The organism is Frigoribacterium sp. NBH87 (assembly GCF_014217665.1).
GTDB classification, from domain to species: Bacteria; Actinomycetota; Actinomycetes; order Actinomycetales; family Microbacteriaceae; genus Frigoribacterium; species Frigoribacterium endophyticum.
This window is the reverse complement of record NZ_CP043650.1, coordinates 2,759,550-2,775,927: the sequence shown is the minus strand read 5'-3', so window position 1 is coordinate 2,775,927 and position 16,378 is coordinate 2,759,550. Positions and strand designations below refer to the sequence as shown.

The following is a 16,378-nucleotide window of genomic DNA, read 5'->3' as shown; positions in this document are numbered from 1 at the left end:
TCCGCCCGGGGTCTGCTCCGCGCCCGCGGTCTGCTCTGAACGCCAGGCCGGTGCAGAGGCCCTCGATCGGAGCCGAGGCCCGCTAGCGGAGGCTGACGCCCCGCGCCGCCATGAAGGGCACCGGGTTCGTCGAGGCGCCCGAGACGCGCGTCTCGAAGTGCAGGTGGCAGCCGGTCGAGTTGCCGGTCGAGCCGACGAGGGCGATCAGCTGGCCGGCGACGACCGACTGGCCCTTCGAGACCCGGATGCCGCCGTTGACGATGTGGCCGTACGCCGTGCTGAGGCCGCCACCGTGGGCGATGCGCACGTAGTTGCCGTAGCCGCCGTACGAGCCGGCGTAGTCGACGGTGCCGGACGACGCCGCGTAGATCGGCGATCCGCAGCCCGGGGCGAGGTCGATGCCGTCGTGGTTCGTGTAGATGCCGGTGACGGGGTTGACGCGCATGCCGTAGCCGCTCGAGATGCCGCCGCCGCTCGGGCGGACCCAGGCGCCGCCCGACGGGGACGGAGCGGGCGCGGGAGCGGACGTGCCCGGGCGGGAGGGCGCCGGGGCGGGCGCGGGGGCCGGGGCCGGCCTCGCGGCCGCCGCGGCGGCCGCGGCCGCAGCCGCCGCGGCGCGCTGCTGGCGGAGGGCCTCGGCCTGACGCGCGGCCTCGGCCTGACGTGCGGCCTCCTCGGCGGCCAGGCGGGCCTTCTCGGCTTCCACCCCGGCCTGGTACTGCTGCTCGGTGACCGCGGTCTCCGACTGGAGCGCGGCGAGCTGGGCCTGGAGGCGACCCTCGTTCTCCTGCTGGGCGGTGACGGCCGCGGCGGCGGCGTCGGACGCGGCCTGGGCCTCCGACATGGAGGTCTCGGCGGCGTCGCGCAGGCCGTCGAGCGCCTTCTTGGCGACGCCCGCCTGGTCGGTCAGCGACTGGACGACGTTGCGGTCGGCGACGGCCTGGGCACGGATGCCCTCGGCCTGCTCGGTGATCTTGCTCATGGCGCCGAGGCGGTACAGGAGGTCGTCGGCGCCCTGGGCGTCGGCGGCGAGCTGGGTCGAGACGTCTCCGCCGCCCGTCCGTGCGAGCTGCGCGGCGACCTGGCCGGCGCGCTTCTGGCTCTCGTCGGCGACGGCCTTCTTCTCGGCGACCTGGGCCTCGAGCTCGGCGAGCTTGGCGGCCTCGGCGTCGACGGACTCCTGCGCGGCCTGGAAGGCGGCGCCGAGGCGGTCGGCCTCGGCCTGCGCGTCGGCGGCAGAGGTCTGGAGCCCGCTCAGCAGACCCTGGAGCTCGGTGATCTGCGCCTGCTTCGTGCTCTCGTTCGCGCGCGCCGCCGTCACGTCGTCCCAGCTGGGGTACGACGCCGCCCGGGCGGGCGAGCCACCGACCACCACGCCCGCGACGACCATGGCGAGGGCCACCAGGAGCGTCGTGACAGCGACGAGGGCGCTGCGGGCGGACGGGACGGAGACGGCGTGGCTCACGGAGGCGGTACCTAACTGCAGGAGGGACGCCGGTCTCCGCACCTCGTGGGCGCGTCCTCCCGGCCGGGGAACTCCTCCACCCTAGGTGCGCGACCGGCGAGGGTAAACCCGTCGGGCCCGATGCCTGTGGATGGATCTGTCCCCAGTTGAGGGTGCACACAGGGCCTCACGAGTCACAGGAGTCACACCGGCACCGCGTCTTGTCCCCCGGGGGCGCCGTCGCCGAAGGCGCTGTTGAGACGGTGCAGCGACGCGGCGAGCTGCTCCACCTCGTCCGCCCGCCAGTCGCCCAGTCGCTCCGCGAGGGCGGCGCGGTTGGCGTCGACGGAGCGTGCGAGCAGCTCGTCGCCGCGGGGGGTGAGCGCGAGCACCTGGCCGCGGCGCGTCTCCGCCGACCCGGCCGGCGCCTCCTCGCCCACCGTCGTCACGAGCCCGAGCTCGACCAGGCCCGCGAGCTGACGCGAGACGGTCGACCGGTTGAGCGAGAAGTCGGCGGCGATGTCGATCGCCCGACAGCCCGGGTGCGAGGCGATGAAGGTCACGAGCGAGTGCTCGACGAACGAGAGGGGGGCGCTCCGGGCACGGGCTCGCGCCACCGCCCGGCGGGAGACCCGCTCGAGCTCGGCGTAGACAGCGTCGATGCCGGTGGTCTGGTCGTCGGCTTGCACGCCCCCGAGCCTACGAGGGCGAGCCCGAGCACGACGAGCTGGCACCGCACGGACTCGAGGGCTACAGTGTGTTGCATGGTGCAACACAAACACTCCCCCTCGACCACGACCGCTCCGACCGCGACCGCGACCGCGACCGCCGCCCCGACGGCGGGCCGCCGCCCGCGGCTCGACCCCCGGTTCTGGCGAGGGCTCGGCCTGCACCTCCTCATCCCCCTCTTCCTCGCCGCGGGGATGGCGCTGGCGTACCTCGGCGCGTTCGGCCACCCCGCGCCCCACCACCTGCCGATCGCCGTCGTGGGCACCACCGCCGAGGCGGAGGTCTTCGCCCAGACCCTCAACGACCGGGCGCCCGACGCCCTCGACGTCCGCACGGTCGCCGACGAGGGCGCCGCCCGTGGCCTCGTCGCCGACCGGGAGGTCGTCGCGGCCTACGAGGCGACCGCGGACGATGCCACCCTCTTCGTCTCGAGCGCCGCGAGCGACACGACGGCGTCCGTCGTGCAGAAGGTCTTCCTGCCCGTGGCGTACCAGCAGCAGCTGCCGCTGCAGGTCGAGGACGTCGTGCCCTCGGGCGAGGGCGACCCCACGGGCCAGGGCCTCTTCTTCCTGCTCGTCGCGCTCAGCGTCGGCGGGTACGCGAGCGCGGCCGCGATCTCGGCGGTCGTCGCTCCGGCCCGCACGCGCCTGGCCGCCCGCCTCGGCATCGCCGTCGTCACGGCTGCCGTCGTGGCCGCGATCGGCACCGTCGTCGTCGGGCCGGTCTACGGCATCGTCGACCACGCCCTCGGCCAGCTGTGGCTGCTCAGCTGGCTGTACGTCTCGACGATCGTCGTCATCGGCGTCGGCCTGCACCCGCTGCTCCGGCACTGGACCACGCCCGTGCTCACGATGCTCTTCGTGATGCTCAACTTCACCAGCTCGGGCGGAGTGTTCGCCGCCGGCCTCGTGCCGCCGTTCTTCGCCGCGCTCAGCAGCTTCTGGAACGGCGCCGCGTGGCTGCACGCGACGCAGACCGTCGTCTACTTCGCCGATCAGGGCGTCGGCCGCGACGTGCTCGTGCTCGCCCTCTGGCTGGTCGCCGGCCTGCTCGTCGCCGGGCTCGTGCACCTCGGCAGCGTCCGCCGCACGCGGCTGGCCGACGAGCTCGCGCCCGTGACGGAGGAGGACGAGGTGGTCGCCGCCTAGGCGACCCCCGCCCTACGGCCGCGCAGCGGCGTCGACGACGTCGGCCGGGGCCTCGCCCGTCGGGTCGTCGGCCGTCGGGTCGTCGAGGTCGGCACCGCCGAGGGGCGTGCCCTCCCACGAGACGAGGCGGAAGCCGTCGGTCGTGCTGCCCTCGACGACGACCACGCCCGTGTTCGAGAGGTCGTGGTCACGGACGAACGTGCCGCCCGCGCCCGCCACCCGGCAGCCGACCCAGCCGCGAACGGCCGCGCCGTGGCTCACCACGGCCACCGTGTCGTGGCCGTCGGCCGTCGCGCGCTCGATCGCCGCGTCGTAGCGGGCCAGGAACTCGTGGCCGCTCTCGGCCCCGGGCATCCGCGCGTCGCGGTCGCCGACGACCCACCGGGCGACCGTGCCCATGTAGGCAGCGCCCGCAGCGGGGTCGTTGCGCATCTCGAGGTCGCCCGCGACGACCTCGCGGAGGCCGTCGAGCACGACGGGCTCGAGGCCCCGCGCCGCGGCCAGGGGCGCCGCCGTCAGCTGGGTGCGCACGAGCGTGCTGACGAACAGCGCGCCGATCGTCTCCGCCGCGAGCGCGGCCGGCAGGGCCTCCGCCTGGCGCAGGCCCAGGTCGGTCAGGCGGGCGCCGGGCGCGGTGGTGCCGAGGGCGCCGATGACGTTGTCGGGGGTCTGGCCGTGTCGGATCAGGAGCAGTCGCATGATGCGCCCAGCCTACGAGAGGCCCCCGACGCCGGTCTCCGGGCGCAGGCCGTGCCCCGGGCCCGGGCCCGCACCGGCGTCCGCGACGACGACCAGGTCGGCCGAGGCCCGCCCGGCGCGCACCAGCCGGGCGTTGCCCTCGTCGGGGCCGGTCGCCCACGCGAGCGCTGCCTCCTCGTCCTTGCCGAAGCGCACGTGCCGGGCGACGAGCCGCCGCAGGCGCTCCGCCGGATCGACCTCGACGAACCACGTCTCGTGCAGGGCGGCGCGGGCCGCCGTCCACGGCTCGGCGTCCACGAGGAGGTAGTTGCCCTCGGTGACGACCACCTCGACCTCGGGCGCGACGGCGATCGAGCCGGCCACCGCCTCCTCGAGGTCGCGATCGAAGTCGGGCGCCCAGACCGGGCGCGGCCCCGGCGCCGCGAGACGCCGCAGCAGCGCGACGTATCCGTCGGCGTCGAACGTGTCGGGGGCGCCCTTGCGGTCGCGACGCCCGAGGCGGTCGAGCTCGACGTTCGCGAGGTGGAAGCCGTCCATCGGCACGACGACGGCGCTCAGCCCCGCGGCCCCGAGCGCGAGGACGAGCTGGGCCGCGAGGGTGCTCTTGCCCGCGCCGGGCTCGCCCGCCAGCCCGACGACGGTGCGGCGCCGGCCGGAGGCGCGGTGCCGGTCGACGAGGCCGGCCGCGGCCTCGCTCGCCCGCGTCGCGCCCGCCGTCACGGCCTCAGAGGCCCTTCGCGGCGGCGGCCCGGTCACGCCGGCCGACCAGGGCCTTGCGCAGCACGGTGACGACGATCGGCATCACCGACACGACCACGAGGACGATCGCCCAGACGTCGACGTGGTCGCGGATGATCGGCACGCCGCCGAGCAGCGAGCCGAGCACGACCATGCCGACCGCCCAGAGGAAGGCGCCGACGACGTTGAAGACGACGAACTTGCGGTAGGTGTAGCCCGCGGTGCCGGCGGCGAGGGGCACGTAGGTGCGGACGATCGGCACGAACCGGCCGAGGATGAGCGAGACGCCGCCGTACCTGGCGAAGAACGCCTCGGCCTTCTCGAGGTGCGCGGTCTTCAGGACGCGCGCGTCGGGGCGGAACCACCGGCGCCCGAAGGTGTGGCCGAGGAAGAAGCCGACCTGGTCGCCCAGGAAGGCCGCGACGAAGGCGCAGAGCGCGATCACCCACACCTCGAGGCCGAGCGGCTCGTGCAGCAGGCCGGCCGTGAACAGGAGGGAGTCGCCGGGCAGGAAGGGGAAGAGCACGCCCGACTCGATGAAGATCATCAGCGAGATGCCGGCGAGCGCCCACGGCCCCAGGGCGGGCAGCAGGGCCTCGGGGTCGAAGAGGAGGAACCCCCCGGAGGCGGCGGGCAGGGAGGCGAGGAGCGCGTCGGTCGTCACCGGAGGACTGTAACAAGGTCGGCGGGCACGACCGGTCCTCCCCCGCGCAGCGCAGCCGGGCCCGCTCCGCCTCGTCCGGTCGGCGGATGCCGCCGGGGCGCCCGCGGCCCTATCGTCGGTCGAGGACCGCCGTGCGACCGCGCGGGGGCGGCGCTGCGGCGCCGGACGGCCCCGGGGAGGAACCCACCACATGATCGAAGCTCGGCACCTGACCAAGAGGTACGGCCAGAGGGTCGCCCTCGACGACGTGTCGTTCACCGTGAGGCCGGGCATCGTGACCGGCTTCCTCGGGCCGAACGGCGCGGGCAAGTCGACGACGATGCGCATGGTGGTCGGCCTCGACCGCCCCAGCTCCGGCTCGGTGACGGTGAACGGCCGCCCCTACGCCGAGCACCGGGCTCCCCTCCGCGAGGTGGGCGTGCTGCTCGACGCGAAGGCCGTGCACCGCGGGCGCAGCGCCTCCGAGCACCTCCACGCGATGGCCGCGACCCACGGCATCGGCCGCTCGCGCGTCGCGGAGGTCATCGCCCTCACGGGGCTCGAGCCCGTCGCGAAGAAGCGCGTCGGCGGGTTCTCGCTCGGCATGGGCCAGCGTCTCGGCATCGCTGCGGCGCTGCTCGGCGACCCGGCCACCCTGATCTTCGACGAGCCGGTCAACGGCCTCGACCCCGAGGGCGTCGTCTGGGTCCGCACCCTGGCCCGCCACCTCGCCGCCGAGGGGCGCACGGTCTTCCTCTCGTCGCACCTGATGAGCGAGATGGCCCAGACCGCCGACCACCTGATCGTGCTCGGCCGCGGCCGCGTGCTCGCCGACGCCCCCGTCAGCGAGGTGATCGCCCAGGCCTCGGGCGACGGGGTGCGCGTGCGCAGCCCGCACCTGCCCCAGCTCGTCGAGCTCGTCCGCGCCGAGCACGGCGTCGAGCCGGTCACGGCCGACGACGGCTCGCTCGAGCTGCCCGGCGTCACCGCGGCCCGGGTCGGCGAGCTCGCCGCCTCGCGCGGCATCGTCCTGCACGAGCTGACCCCGGTGGTGCGCTCGCTGGAGGAGGCCTACATGTCGCTCACCCAGGACTCCGTCGAGTACCACGCGGGCGGCGCCGCCGCCGCGACCCCCGCCTCCCCCGCCGCGGCCGAGAAGGCCGCCACGACCCCCGGAGCCTCGCGATGACCGCCGCCGCCCCCACCCGACGCTCCGCCCACGGCCACTCGGTCGGGCCCGGCGTGACCTTCGCCCACGTCGTCGCCTCCGAGTGGATCAAGCTCCGCAGCCTGCGCTCGACCGCGTGGTGCTTCGCCGTCATCGTCGTGATCGTCGTCGGGTTCGGCGCGCTGTTCGCCTCCGTCGCCAGCGGCTTCGAGGGCATGGAGGCCACGGCCGAGCAGCAGCAGGCGCTCGGCGTGCAGGTCATCACGATCGGCGTCGCCTTCGCCCAGCTCGTCGCCGCGGTGCTCGGCGCCCTCGTCATCACCGGCGAGTACGGCACCGGCATGATCCGTTCCACCTTCACCGCCGTGCCCCGGCGCACGCCCGCACTCGTGGCCAAGGTGCTGATCGTCGGCGTCAGCACCTTCGTCGTCTCCGGCCTCGCCCTGGTCGTCGCCGCGCTCGTCTGCACGCCCCTGCTCTCGTCGTCGACGGGCATCGAGCTCGACCTCGGCGACACCGGCCTGTGGTGGTCCCTGGTCGGCGCCGCCGCCAGCGTCGCGATGATCGCGATGATCTCGTTCGGGCTGGGCGCGGTCATCCGCAACGGGGCCGGCGGCATCGCGGCGTCGATCGGCCTGGTCTTCGTGCTGCCGATCATCTTCACGATCGGCATGGCCGTGATCTCCGAGCCGTGGATATACACGCTGTACGAGTTCACCCCGCCCCAGGCCGCGACCCGGGTCTTCGAGTACCAGGTCGAGGGGTCGTCGATGCTGACCCCGCCGACGGTCGACGACGCCGTGGTGCTGACGCCGTGGCAGGCCCTCGGCGTGCTCGCCGGCTGGGTCGTCGCCCTGTTCGTCGTCGCGGTCGCCGCGGTGAAGCGCCGCGACGTCTGACGCCGCCGCCGTCACCGCTCGGCCTCGGAGCCCGCCGGCCGCCCCTCGGGGCGGCTCGCGGGCTCCCGGCACATCCAGGGGCGATCCGCGGGAATGATCCAGGCGGGCGGGGCCTTCTCCCTGGAGCGTCTCGACGGTGAGGTCGCCTCCCGCCATCCGCCCTCGTTCCCCAGGAGCACCGCCATGACGAGCGACACCGCCCGCCCCACGACCGCCGCCCCCGCCGGCGCGGCCGGCGCCGACGACGGCCCCGACGCGGCGACCGCCGCCCGCAACAAGCTGGTCATCGGCCTGCTGCTCGTCTCGGCCTTCGTCGTCATCCTCAACGAGACGATCATGGGCGTCGCGCTGCCCAGCCTCACGCGCGACCTCGACATCACGGTCACGGCCGGCCAGTGGCTGACCACCGGCTTCATGCTGACGATGGCCGTCGTCATCCCGATCACGGGCTTCCTGCTCCAGCGCTTCGACACGCGCCCCGTCTTCATCACCGCGATGAGCCTGTTCAGCCTCGGCACGGCCATCTCGGCGATCGCGCCCGGCTTCAGCGTGCTGCTGATCGGCCGCGTGGTGCAGGCGTCGGGCACGGCGATCATGATGCCGCTGCTCATGACGACCGTCCTGACCCTCGTGCCGCCGGCGACCCGCGGCCGCACGATGGGGAACATCTCGATCGTCATCTCGGTCGCCCCGGCCATCGGCCCGACCATCTCCGGCCTCATCCTCAGCGTCCTCGAGTGGCGCTTCATGTTCATCCTGGTGCTGCCGATCGCCCTCGCGGCGCTCGCCCTCGGGGCCGTCCGCGTCAAGAACGTGACGACGCCCACCAAGGTGCCCCTCGACGTGCTGTCGGTCATCCTCTCCGCGTTCGCCTTCGGCGGCGTCGTCTACGGGCTCAGCACCTTCGGCGAGGGCGCCGAGGCCGCCGTGCCGGCGTGGGTGCCGCTCGCGGTCGGCGTCGTGGCCCTCGTCGCGTTCGTGCTGCGCCAGCGCGCGCTGCAGCGCACCGACACGGCGCTCCTCGACCTCCGCACCTTCGCCTCCCGCACATTCACGATGTCGACCCTCGTGCTCGGCATCGGCATGATCGCCCTGTTCGGCACGCTGATCGTCCTGCCGATCTACCTCCAGAACGTGCACGGCCTCGACCCCCTCGCGACCGGCCTGCTGCTCCTGCCGGGCGGGCTCGTCCAGGGCCTCCTGTCGCCGATCGTCGGCCGCCTCTTCGACAAGTACGGCCCGACCGTCCTGCTCGTGCCCGGCACCGCCCTGGTCAGCGCCGTGCTGTGGTTCCTGTCGACGGTCTCCGAGTCGACGCCGATCCCGATGGTGCTCGGGGCGCACGTCGCGCTGAGCATCGGCCTCGCCCTCATGTTCACGCCGCTCTTCACGTCGGGCCTCGGCTCGCTGCCGGGGCGTCTGTACTCGCACGGCAGCGCGGTCGTCGGCACGGTGCAGCAGGTCGCCGGCGCCGCCGGCACGGCCGTGTTCGTCACCGTGATGACCCTCGCCGCGACCACGGCCGCCTCCGGCGGCGCGGGCGACGTCGCCGCCGCCAGCAGCGGCGTGCGGGCGGCCTTCCTCGTCGGCGCGGTCATCTCGGTGTTCGCCGTGGTCGGCTCGTTCTTCGTCCGCCGGCCGCCGGTGGTCGAGGGCGCCGAGAAGGTGGTCGCGCACTAGCCGACCCTCCTCGGGGCGGACACCGCGCCTCCCCGGCCCGCGGCCTTCCCAGGCCGGCTCCGGCTGGCTCCGCCTCCCCCACCTCCGCCCACTGACGCCTGCGCGCCGACCCCGTGTCGAGCGTTCAGGCGTCAGCGGCGTCCGGGGGGCCGTCGGCGCCCCGCCGAGCCGGTCGCCCCTGAACGCTCGACGCCTCCGCCGCGAGCCCCTCCGGGGCACCGGTCACCGGCCCCGGGCGGGGAGTAGCTTCGACCGGTCGCGGCCCGTGCAGAGGCTGCACTCCTGCAGCGCCTGCACTCCCCGACCGGCCGACGGCACCTGCGCCGCGGCCGCTCCGTACGTCGAGCGCAGCACCCGGGGAGGCACCCATGTCGAACACGCCCACCACCGCCGAGGGGGCGACCGGGGCTCCCCGGCGCAGCCTCGTCCCGGCCCGGATGGACCGGCTGCCGTGGACCCGCTTCCACTGGACGATCGTCGTCGGCCTCGGCTTCTCGTGGGTGCTCGACGGCCTCGAGATCCAGATCGTCGCCTCCGCCGGCTTCCAGGCCGACCTCGGCCTCACGGCTGCGCAGGTCGGCTACCTCGGCACGATCTACCTGCTCGGCCAGGTCGCCGGTGCCCTGATCTTCGGGCGCATGAGCGACACGCTCGGCCGCAAGAAGCTCTTCATCCTCACGCTGGCGATCTACCTCGTCGCCAGCGGCCTCGCCGGGCTCTCGCCGAACTTCGCCTTCCTGGCCGTGTTCCGCTTCATCGCCGGCATGGGCATCGGCGGCGAGTACGCCGCGATCAACTCGGCCATCGACGAGATCATCCCGTCGCGCTACCGCGGCCGCGTCGACATCGCGATCAACGGCACGTACTGGGGCGGTGCGGCCCTCGGCTCGGCCGCCAACCTCTTCCTGCTGAACACCGACTACTTCGCGGAGGACGTCGGCTGGCGCATCGGCTTCTTCATCGGCCCGGTGCTCGGGCTGATCATCATCTACCTGCGCAGGCACATCCCCGAGAGCCCGCGCTGGCTGATGACCCACGGCCGGGAGGAGGAGGCCGAGGCCACCGTCACCGACATCGAGAAGCGGGTGGAGGCGGAGGGCCGGCACCTGGAGCCCGTCAGCGACGACCAGGCGCTCGAGATCGCCGGCGACGGCCGGATCTCGTTCAGCGTCATCGTCCGCACCCTGGTGAAGGACTACCCGAAGCGCACCCTCGTCGCCGCGACGATGATGATCACGCAGTCGTTCCTCTACAACGCGATCTTCTTCACCTACGCCCTGGTGCTGCAGAACTTCTACGGCACCGACCCGGCGTCGACGCAGTACTTCTTCTTCCCGTTCGCGATCGGCAACCTGCTCGGCCCGCTGCTGCTCGGCCACCTCTTCGACACCTGGGGCCGCCGGCAGATGATCTTCCTCACCTACGGCGTCTCGGCCGTGGTGCTGGCCGTGTCGGCCGTGCTCTTCCACATGGACGTGCTGAGCGCGACGACCCAGACGGTCTTCTGGTGCGTGTCGTTCTTCTTCGCGTCGGCGGGCGCGTCCTCGGCGTACCTCACGGTGAGCGAGATCTTCCCGCTCGAGCTGCGCGGCCAGGTCATCGGCTACTTCTTCGCGCTCGGCCAGATCGCGGGCGCGGTCGCCCCGACGCTCTACGGCGCCCTGATCGGCGACGGCACCGACCGGGGGCCGCTGACCTTCGGCTACTTCCTCGGCGCGGGCATCATGCTGGTCGGCGGCGTCATCGCGTTCGTCTTCGGCGTGGCCGCCGAACGGAAGTCGCTCGAGGCGATCACCAGCCCCCTGTCGGTGGTGAAGCCCCGGTCGTGAGGCCGGGCCGGTCGTGAGGCCGGGCCGGGTCGTGAGGCCGGCGCCGCTCGTCAGCGCGTGACGAGCGGCGTCATCCGGGCGAGGTCGGGCAGCAGGCCGATGTCGACCAGCACGACCTCCCCCGCGAGGCCTGCCGCGGGCTCGAGCAGCAGCCCGGCCTTGTGGCCGCCGAACGTGACCGTCAGGGTCGCCGGGAGCACGGCGGGGTCGGGCACGCTGCCGTCGTCGGGGCCGACGCCGCTGGGCACGTCGACCGCGACCACGGCGGGCGCGCCCGGCTGGCGCAGCGAGGGCAGCAGGGCCTCGACGACGTCCCGCGCGCGGCCGCGCAGCGCGGGGTCGGCGCTCGTGCCCGTACCGACGAGGCCGTCGAGCAGCACCGCGGCACCCGTCTCCTGCAGTCGCCGACCGGCGCCCTCGGGCGTGGCCCACGCGGCCGGGTCGTCCGTGACGGCACCGGCCCCGGTGGCCGTGGCGAGGCCGGCCTCGTGCACCCGGGAGCCGGTCGGCACCACGGTCACCGGGCAGCCGTCGGCCGCGAGCCCCGCCCCGGCGAAGAGCGCGTCGCCCCCGTTCGACCCGCTGCCGACGAGCAGCACCACGGGGGCGGGCCACCGGCCGGAGTCGCGCAGCAGACCGCGCACCGCCTCCGCCAGGCCGTCGCTCGCGCGCTGCATCAGCGGCTCGCCCGCCTCGAGGTGCGGCGCCTCGGCCGCCCTGACCTGCTCTGCCGACCATCCGTGGACCATGGGGTCCATCGTGGCCGACCCGCGCCTCCCGCGCTCGCTCCGAGGGATGTAGCCCGGGACCGGGGCGATCCGGGCACGAACGGACCGGTCCGGGCACGCGGGCGTGCCTCCCTGCCAGACTGGCCGGATGCGTTCTGAGGCCCACAGCCCCGTCGACGGCACCGCGATCGCCTACGAGGTGGCCGGTGACGGCGCCCCGCTGCTGCTCGTGCACGGCTCGGGCCTGTCGAAGGGCAGCTGGCGCGGGCTCGGCTACCTCCGCGACCTCGAGCGCGACTTCACCGTCGTCGCCCTCGACCTGCGGGGCCACGGCCGGAGCGGCGGGCCCCACGACCCTGCCGCCTACTCGATGGCCCACCACCGCGGCGACGTCGCCGCCGTGCTCGACGCCACCGGGCTCGCGCCGGTGCACTACGTCGGCTACTCGTTCGGCGCCCGGGTCGGGCTGTCGATCGCGGCCCACGAGCCCGAGCTGCTCCGCACCCTGACGACGGTCGGGGGCAGCTGGGCGCCCATGAACGGCAACATCGGGGCGACCTTCACGCCCGACTGGCACGAGCGGCTCACGACCGGGGGCATGGACTCGTTCATCGCCGGGTGGGAGCTCGCGATGGGCCGCCCGCTCGACCCCGGCACGCGGCTCGCCTTCCGCCAGGACGACCCGGAGGCGCTGGCGGCGTTCTTCACCGCCGCCGAGACGGGCGGCGGCCTCACGGCCGAGCAGCTCGACTCGGTCACGGTGCCGACGCTGCTGCTCGCGGGCACCCGCGACGTCGAGCGGCACCGCGAGTCGCAGGACGCCGCACGCCGCATGCCCGAGGCCGCGTTCTACGAGCTCGTCGGCCAGGACCACGCGTCGTCGCTGCAGCCGGTCGACCAGGTGACCGACCTGCTGCGGACCTTCCTCGAGGCCGTCGACGCCTGAGCGCCCCGGCGCGTCAGCGCGCCGCCCCGGCGTCGACGGTTCAGGAGGCAGCCGCGCGGGGCGCCCCGCGACGGGCCGCTCACACCGGCCGCTCCTGAACGCTCGACGCGCTCGACGCGCTCGACGGATGCGACGCGCCCGTGGAGCGCGACACGGCCGCCCGTCGCTGCGATGATGGACGCACCATGGGCATCAGTCGTCGCGCGTTCCTGACGGGCTCGGTCTCCGGGGCCGTGCTCCTGCTGGCCGCCTGCACGACCGACGCCCCGCCGCCGACGGCGACCCCCACCCCCACGGCGACCCCGACGCCCACGCCGACCCCGCTGCCCGAGGGCGTCGCCCCGGTGGCCTTCCGGCGCAGCGACTGGGCCCGCGACCCGTACGCCCTCGGTGCGACGAGCCACCTCACCCCCGACGCCGGGCCCGACAGCCGGCGGACGCTCCGCGAGCCCCTCGGCGACCGCGTCTTCCTCGCCGGCGAGGCCACGGCGTCGGTGTCGCCCGGCACGGTCTCCGGGGCGCGGGCGAGCGGGTTCGAGGTGGCCGACGCCGTGGCCGACGTCGCGCAGCCGGGCGAGCGCATCGCCGTGGTCGGCGCCGGCGTCGCCGGGGCGACGGCCGCGCGCAGCCTGGCCGACCGCGGCTTCGAGGTCGTCGTGATCGAGGCCAGGGACCGCGTCGGGGGCCGCGTCCACAGCGTCGACGGCGACGACTGGCCCTTCCCCGTCGAGCTCGGCGCCGGCGTCCCCCTCGGCGACGCGGCCGTCGCCCTCCGCGCGGCCCTGGCCCTCGGCGGGGTGGCCCTGACCCGGCTCGAGCCCACCGTCGAGGCCCGGGCCGCCGACGGGGCCGCCCTCGTCACCGACGGCCCCGTGCTCGACGCGACGACCGCCTCCGCCCTCGCCCGGGCCGCCGAGTGGGCGGTCGGCCGCGCCGGCTCCCCCACCCTCGCGGAGGCGCTGGCCGGCTCCGGGGCCGACCAGGTGTCGGCCGAGCCCGACGCCTCGGGAGTCTCCGACGCCGACCGGCTCGCCGTCGTGGTCGACGAGGTGCTGCCGGTCCGCTTCGGCGCGGGCGCCTCGGCCCTCGCCGCCCGCGAGCTCGACGCCGGCAGCGCCTCCGGCGTCTCCGACCTCGTCCTGCCCGCGGACGCCGCCCTCGTCACGGGCGGCTTCTCGTCGTTCGTCACGGCCCAGCTGCGGGGCCTCGACGTGCTCCGCGACAGCAACGTCGTGCGCATCCGCCACGGCGACGAGGGCGTCGGCCTGCGCACGGCCACCGGCGAGTCGCTCTCCGCCGACCGCGCCGTCGTCACCGTCCCGCTGGGGGTGCTGAAGGAGGCGTCGGTCGAGTTCTCGCCGGAGCTCCCGCAGCAGCACCTCGACGCGATCGACGCCCTGGGCGTCGGCCACCAGGAGGTGCTCTGGCTGCGCTTCGAGCGCGCGTTCTGGTCGACGACGGCCACCGTCTGGGTCGTCGCCGACGACACGGCCCGCTGGCGCGTCTTCCTCAACCTCGAGCCGGTCACGGGCGAGCCGGTGCTCATCGCCCTCACGGGCGGCGACGCGGCCCTGGCGACCCTCGAGCTCGACGACGACGAGGCCGTCGCCCAGGCGATGGCGAGCCTGCAGCCCTACCTCGACCTGCTCGACGACCCGGCCGACGACGGCGCCGGTGAGGGCGACGACGGGGCCGGCACCGAGCCGGGCGAGACCACGACCCCCGACTCGACCCCCGCCTCCTGAGCCCCGGCCGCGCCAGCCGCCCCGGCCGCCCCTGTCGCACCGGAGCCCGCCCCGCCCCCGGGCTGGTCGGCGTGCCCGGGCGGAGGCGCGGTGCCGGCCAGCGGGCCGCGGGGCCGCAGGTGGCTGAGCGCGATCAGCCCGGTCAGCACCGCGACGATCGTGCCGAGCGCGATGGCGTTGTACATCAGGAACTCGCCGGGCCACGAGACCTGCGCCGGATCGAGGAAGAAGTAGGGGTACCAGCCGACGTCGGCGCCGCGGACGATCGTGGCCACGCCCCAGACGACCGGGTAGACGAGGACGACGCCGAGCACCTTCCAGCTGATGCGGCTGCGCCCCGGGGCCAGCACCCAGTCGACGAGCACGTAGCTGGGGATCCAGAAGTGCAGCACCTGGCTCGACCAGGGCACGCCGATCGCGTAGCCGTTGGCCAGCGACTCGGCGACGATGATGCCGTAGACGATGCCCGACACGATGACGTAGGTCGTGACGAGCGCGTGGACGGAGACGAAGAGCGGCGACTCCGACCGCCCGCGGAGGGCGGCCACGCCCGAGCCGACGAGCACGACGACGTTCGACATGTTGCTCTGCTGCGTGAAGTAGCTGAAGTAGTTGAACGACGTGAAGGTCGAGAAGCCGAGCACGTAGACGAAGTTGCCCACGAGCGCGACGAGGCCCACGGCGGCGGCCAGGAGGCGCAGGCCCCCCACGACGTGACGCACTTCGACGGTTCTCCTTCGGCGACCTGCCGCGGCCCGGTCCGGCAGCGGCGGAGACGACGAGCGTACTAGCGCCGACCGGGTGCGGCACGGGTGCCGCGCCCGGTCGGCGCTGGTGCGATCGACGCCGCGAGGGGCCCGCGGTCGCGGGCCCCGGGCGGGATCAGGACGGGATGTAGTCGAACGTGTCGGGGTCGGGGCCCGTGCGCTCGCCCTTGTCGAGGTCGGTGATGGCGGCCACGTCGGCGTCGCTCAGCTCGAAGTCGAAGAGCGCGAAGTTCTCCTCCACGCGCTTGCGCGTGACCGACTTCGGGAAGACGATGTCGCCGCGCTGCACGTGCCAGCGCAGGGTGACCTGCGCGGTCGACTTGCCGACGCGCTCCGCGATCTCGACGAGGGTCGGGTCGTCGAGCACCTTGCCCTGGGCGATGGGCGACCAGGCCTCGGTGTGGATGCCGTGCTCGACGCCGAAGAGGCGCAGCGAGTCGTTCGTGAGGTACGGGTGCACCTCGATCTGGTTGACGGCGGGCACGACGTCGGACTCGTCGAGCAGGCGCTGCAGGTGGGCCTGCTGGAAGTTCGAGACGCCGATGGCCTTGGCGCGGCCGGTCGCGTGGATCTCCTCGAGGGCCTTCCAGGTCTCGAGGTAGTCGACGTCGGTGGTCGGCAGGGGCCAGTGGATGAGGAAGAGGTCGACGTAGTCGCTGCCGAGGGCGTCGAGGGTGCCGTCGAACGCCTTCAGCGCGTCGTCGCGGCGGTGGAAGCCGTTGTTGAGCTTGGAGGTGACGAACACCTCGGAGCGGTCGAGGCCGGAGGCGCGGAGGGCCTCGCCGACGCCGGCCTCGTTGCCGTACATCTCGGCCGTGTCGATGTGGCGGTAGCCGACCTCGAGGGCGGCGAGCGTCGCATCCTTCGTCTCGTCGGGCTCGATCTGGTAGACGCCGAAGCCGAGCTGGGGGATCTCGACGCCGTTGTTCAGGGTGATGGTGGGGATCGTGGTCATGCACACCAGGCAACCACTCGCGCCCGACGGCGTCCCGGCCAACGCCCCTGGTTCTCTCGGTCGCATCGTGGTACAGTCATGAGTCGCTTGGCGATGATCCTCTCAGATCGTCCCCGATCCACGGCCTGTCGTCCACACGCAGGCCGGATCGAACAGCCTCACGAGCACCACCGGTCCGGGCCTCACCAGCCCGCCTACTCACCGGTCCGTCGCTCGAGAGCGAGGCCCGACCAGGTCACCGACCTGCGGACGCACCGTCC

The 16,378-nt window shown here is 74.3% G+C and carries 15 protein-coding genes; 7 read left to right on the top strand and 8 right to left on the bottom strand.

Annotated features, from left to right (window positions below; all coding sequences use genetic code 11):
* Positions 1 to 82: 82 nt before the first annotated feature.
* On the bottom strand, positions 83 to 1,465 hold the full coding sequence (locus F1C15_RS12955; protein WP_185231664.1) for a M23 family metallopeptidase: 1,383 nt from the start codon (positions 1,463 to 1,465) through the stop codon (positions 83 to 85).
* Between the two features lie 182 nt (positions 1,466 to 1,647).
* A complete protein-coding gene (locus F1C15_RS12950; RefSeq protein WP_185231663.1) occupies positions 1,648 to 2,133 on the bottom strand; it encodes a MarR family winged helix-turn-helix transcriptional regulator in 486 nt (161 codons plus the stop codon).
* A gap of 75 nt (positions 2,134 to 2,208) precedes the next feature.
* Between F1C15_RS12950 and F1C15_RS12945 the strand changes: the two genes are divergently transcribed.
* Complete coding sequence (locus F1C15_RS12945) at positions 2,209 to 3,321, top strand: hypothetical protein (protein ID WP_185231661.1); 1,113 nt, start codon at positions 2,209 to 2,211, stop codon at positions 3,319 to 3,321.
* A 12-nt stretch (positions 3,322 to 3,333) separates the two neighbouring features.
* Here the strand turns inward: F1C15_RS12945 and F1C15_RS12940 are convergent, their stop codons facing one another.
* The 3 genes from F1C15_RS12940 to F1C15_RS12930 are packed head-to-tail and all read right to left on the bottom strand — an operon-like array spanning position 3,334 to position 5,422.
* Entirely contained in the window at positions 3,334 to 4,020 is a 687-nt protein-coding gene (locus tag F1C15_RS12940) for a histidine phosphatase family protein (protein WP_185231659.1), read from the bottom strand.
* A gap of 12 nt (positions 4,021 to 4,032) precedes the next feature.
* Positions 4,033 to 4,740, bottom strand: a complete 708-nt coding sequence (locus tag F1C15_RS12935) for a nucleoside/nucleotide kinase family protein (RefSeq protein ID WP_185231657.1) — start codon at positions 4,738 to 4,740, stop codon at positions 4,033 to 4,035.
* A gap of 4 nt (positions 4,741 to 4,744) precedes the next feature.
* On the bottom strand, positions 4,745 to 5,422 hold the full coding sequence (locus tag F1C15_RS12930; protein ID WP_255465259.1) for a DedA family protein: 678 nt from the start codon (positions 5,420 to 5,422) through the stop codon (positions 4,745 to 4,747).
* A gap of 190 nt (positions 5,423 to 5,612) precedes the next feature.
* Between F1C15_RS12930 and F1C15_RS12925 the strand changes: the two genes are divergently transcribed.
* From F1C15_RS12925 to F1C15_RS12910, 4 genes are all read left to right on the top strand, one after another.
* Positions 5,613 to 6,590 (top strand): ABC transporter ATP-binding protein, encoded by a 978-nt coding sequence (locus F1C15_RS12925; protein WP_185231653.1) that lies wholly within the window; start codon positions 5,613 to 5,615, stop codon positions 6,588 to 6,590.
* Positions 6,587 to 7,468 (top strand): ABC transporter permease subunit, encoded by an 882-nt coding sequence (locus F1C15_RS12920; RefSeq protein WP_056052801.1) that lies wholly within the window; start codon positions 6,587 to 6,589, stop codon positions 7,466 to 7,468. Before F1C15_RS12925 ends, F1C15_RS12920 begins: the two co-directional genes overlap by 4 nt.
* Positions 7,469 to 7,651: 183 nt before the next feature.
* Positions 7,652 to 9,148, top strand: a complete 1,497-nt coding sequence (locus tag F1C15_RS12915; RefSeq protein ID WP_056052796.1) for a DHA2 family efflux MFS transporter permease subunit — start codon at positions 7,652 to 7,654, stop codon at positions 9,146 to 9,148.
* Positions 9,149 to 9,585: 437 nt separating this feature from the next.
* A complete protein-coding gene (locus F1C15_RS12910) occupies positions 9,586 to 10,977 on the top strand; it encodes an MFS transporter (protein ID WP_185234352.1) in 1,392 nt (463 codons plus the stop codon).
* Between the two features lie 50 nt (positions 10,978 to 11,027).
* Here the strand turns inward: F1C15_RS12910 and F1C15_RS12905 are convergent, their stop codons facing one another.
* Positions 11,028 to 11,726, bottom strand: a complete 699-nt coding sequence (locus F1C15_RS12905) for an NAD(P)H-hydrate epimerase (protein WP_255465258.1) — start codon at positions 11,724 to 11,726, stop codon at positions 11,028 to 11,030.
* 127 nt (positions 11,727 to 11,853) lie between these two features.
* On the opposite strand from F1C15_RS12905, the gene F1C15_RS12900 reads away from it, so the two are divergent.
* Both F1C15_RS12900 and F1C15_RS12895 read left to right on the top strand, forming a co-directional pair.
* A complete protein-coding gene (locus F1C15_RS12900; RefSeq protein ID WP_185231649.1) occupies positions 11,854 to 12,651 on the top strand; it encodes an alpha/beta fold hydrolase in 798 nt (265 codons plus the stop codon).
* Positions 12,652 to 12,836: 185 nt separating this feature from the next.
* Positions 12,837 to 14,396 (top strand): FAD-dependent oxidoreductase, encoded by a 1,560-nt coding sequence (locus F1C15_RS12895; RefSeq protein WP_185231647.1) that lies wholly within the window; start codon positions 12,837 to 12,839, stop codon positions 14,394 to 14,396.
* On the opposite strand, the gene F1C15_RS12890 is transcribed toward F1C15_RS12895, so the two are convergent.
* Positions 14,285 to 15,118: a Pr6Pr family membrane protein gene (locus tag F1C15_RS12890; RefSeq protein WP_185231645.1), complete on the bottom strand. Its 834-nt coding sequence runs from the start codon at positions 15,116 to 15,118 to the stop codon at positions 14,285 to 14,287. The genes F1C15_RS12895 and F1C15_RS12890 overlap by 112 nt on opposite strands.
* Positions 15,119 to 15,278: 160 nt before the next feature.
* Positions 15,279 to 16,118 (bottom strand): aldo/keto reductase, encoded by an 840-nt coding sequence (locus tag F1C15_RS12885; protein WP_056052777.1) that lies wholly within the window; start codon positions 16,116 to 16,118, stop codon positions 15,279 to 15,281.
* Between the last annotated feature and the right edge of the window lie 260 nt (positions 16,119 to 16,378).

Excerpts from the sequence above, each read along its gene's own strand:
- F1C15_RS12895 (WP_185231647.1), top strand. The coding sequence starts at position 12,837 with ATGGGCATCAGTCGTCGCGCGTTCCTGACGGGCTCGGTCTCCGGGGCC.
- F1C15_RS12900 (WP_185231649.1), top strand. The coding sequence starts at position 11,854 with ATGCGTTCTGAGGCCCACAGCCCCGTCGACGGCACCGCGATCGCCTAC.
- F1C15_RS12945 (WP_185231661.1), top strand. The coding sequence starts at position 2,209 with ATGGTGCAACACAAACACTCCCCCTCGACCACGACCGCTCCGACCGCG.
- F1C15_RS12885 (WP_056052777.1), bottom strand. The coding sequence starts at position 16,118 with ATGACCACGATCCCCACCATCACCCTGAACAACGGCGTCGAGATCCCC.
- F1C15_RS12920 (WP_056052801.1), top strand. The coding sequence starts at position 6,587 with ATGACCGCCGCCGCCCCCACCCGACGCTCCGCCCACGGCCACTCGGTC.
- F1C15_RS12915 (WP_056052796.1), top strand. The coding sequence starts at position 7,652 with ATGACGAGCGACACCGCCCGCCCCACGACCGCCGCCCCCGCCGGCGCG.
- F1C15_RS12940 (WP_185231659.1), bottom strand. The coding sequence starts at position 4,020 with ATGCGACTGCTCCTGATCCGACACGGCCAGACCCCCGACAACGTCATC.
- F1C15_RS12925 (WP_185231653.1), top strand. The coding sequence starts at position 5,613 with ATGATCGAAGCTCGGCACCTGACCAAGAGGTACGGCCAGAGGGTCGCC.
- F1C15_RS12910 (WP_185234352.1), top strand. The coding sequence starts at position 9,586 with ATGGACCGGCTGCCGTGGACCCGCTTCCACTGGACGATCGTCGTCGGC.
- F1C15_RS12905 (WP_255465258.1), bottom strand. The coding sequence starts at position 11,726 with ATGGTCCACGGATGGTCGGCAGAGCAGGTCAGGGCGGCCGAGGCGCCG.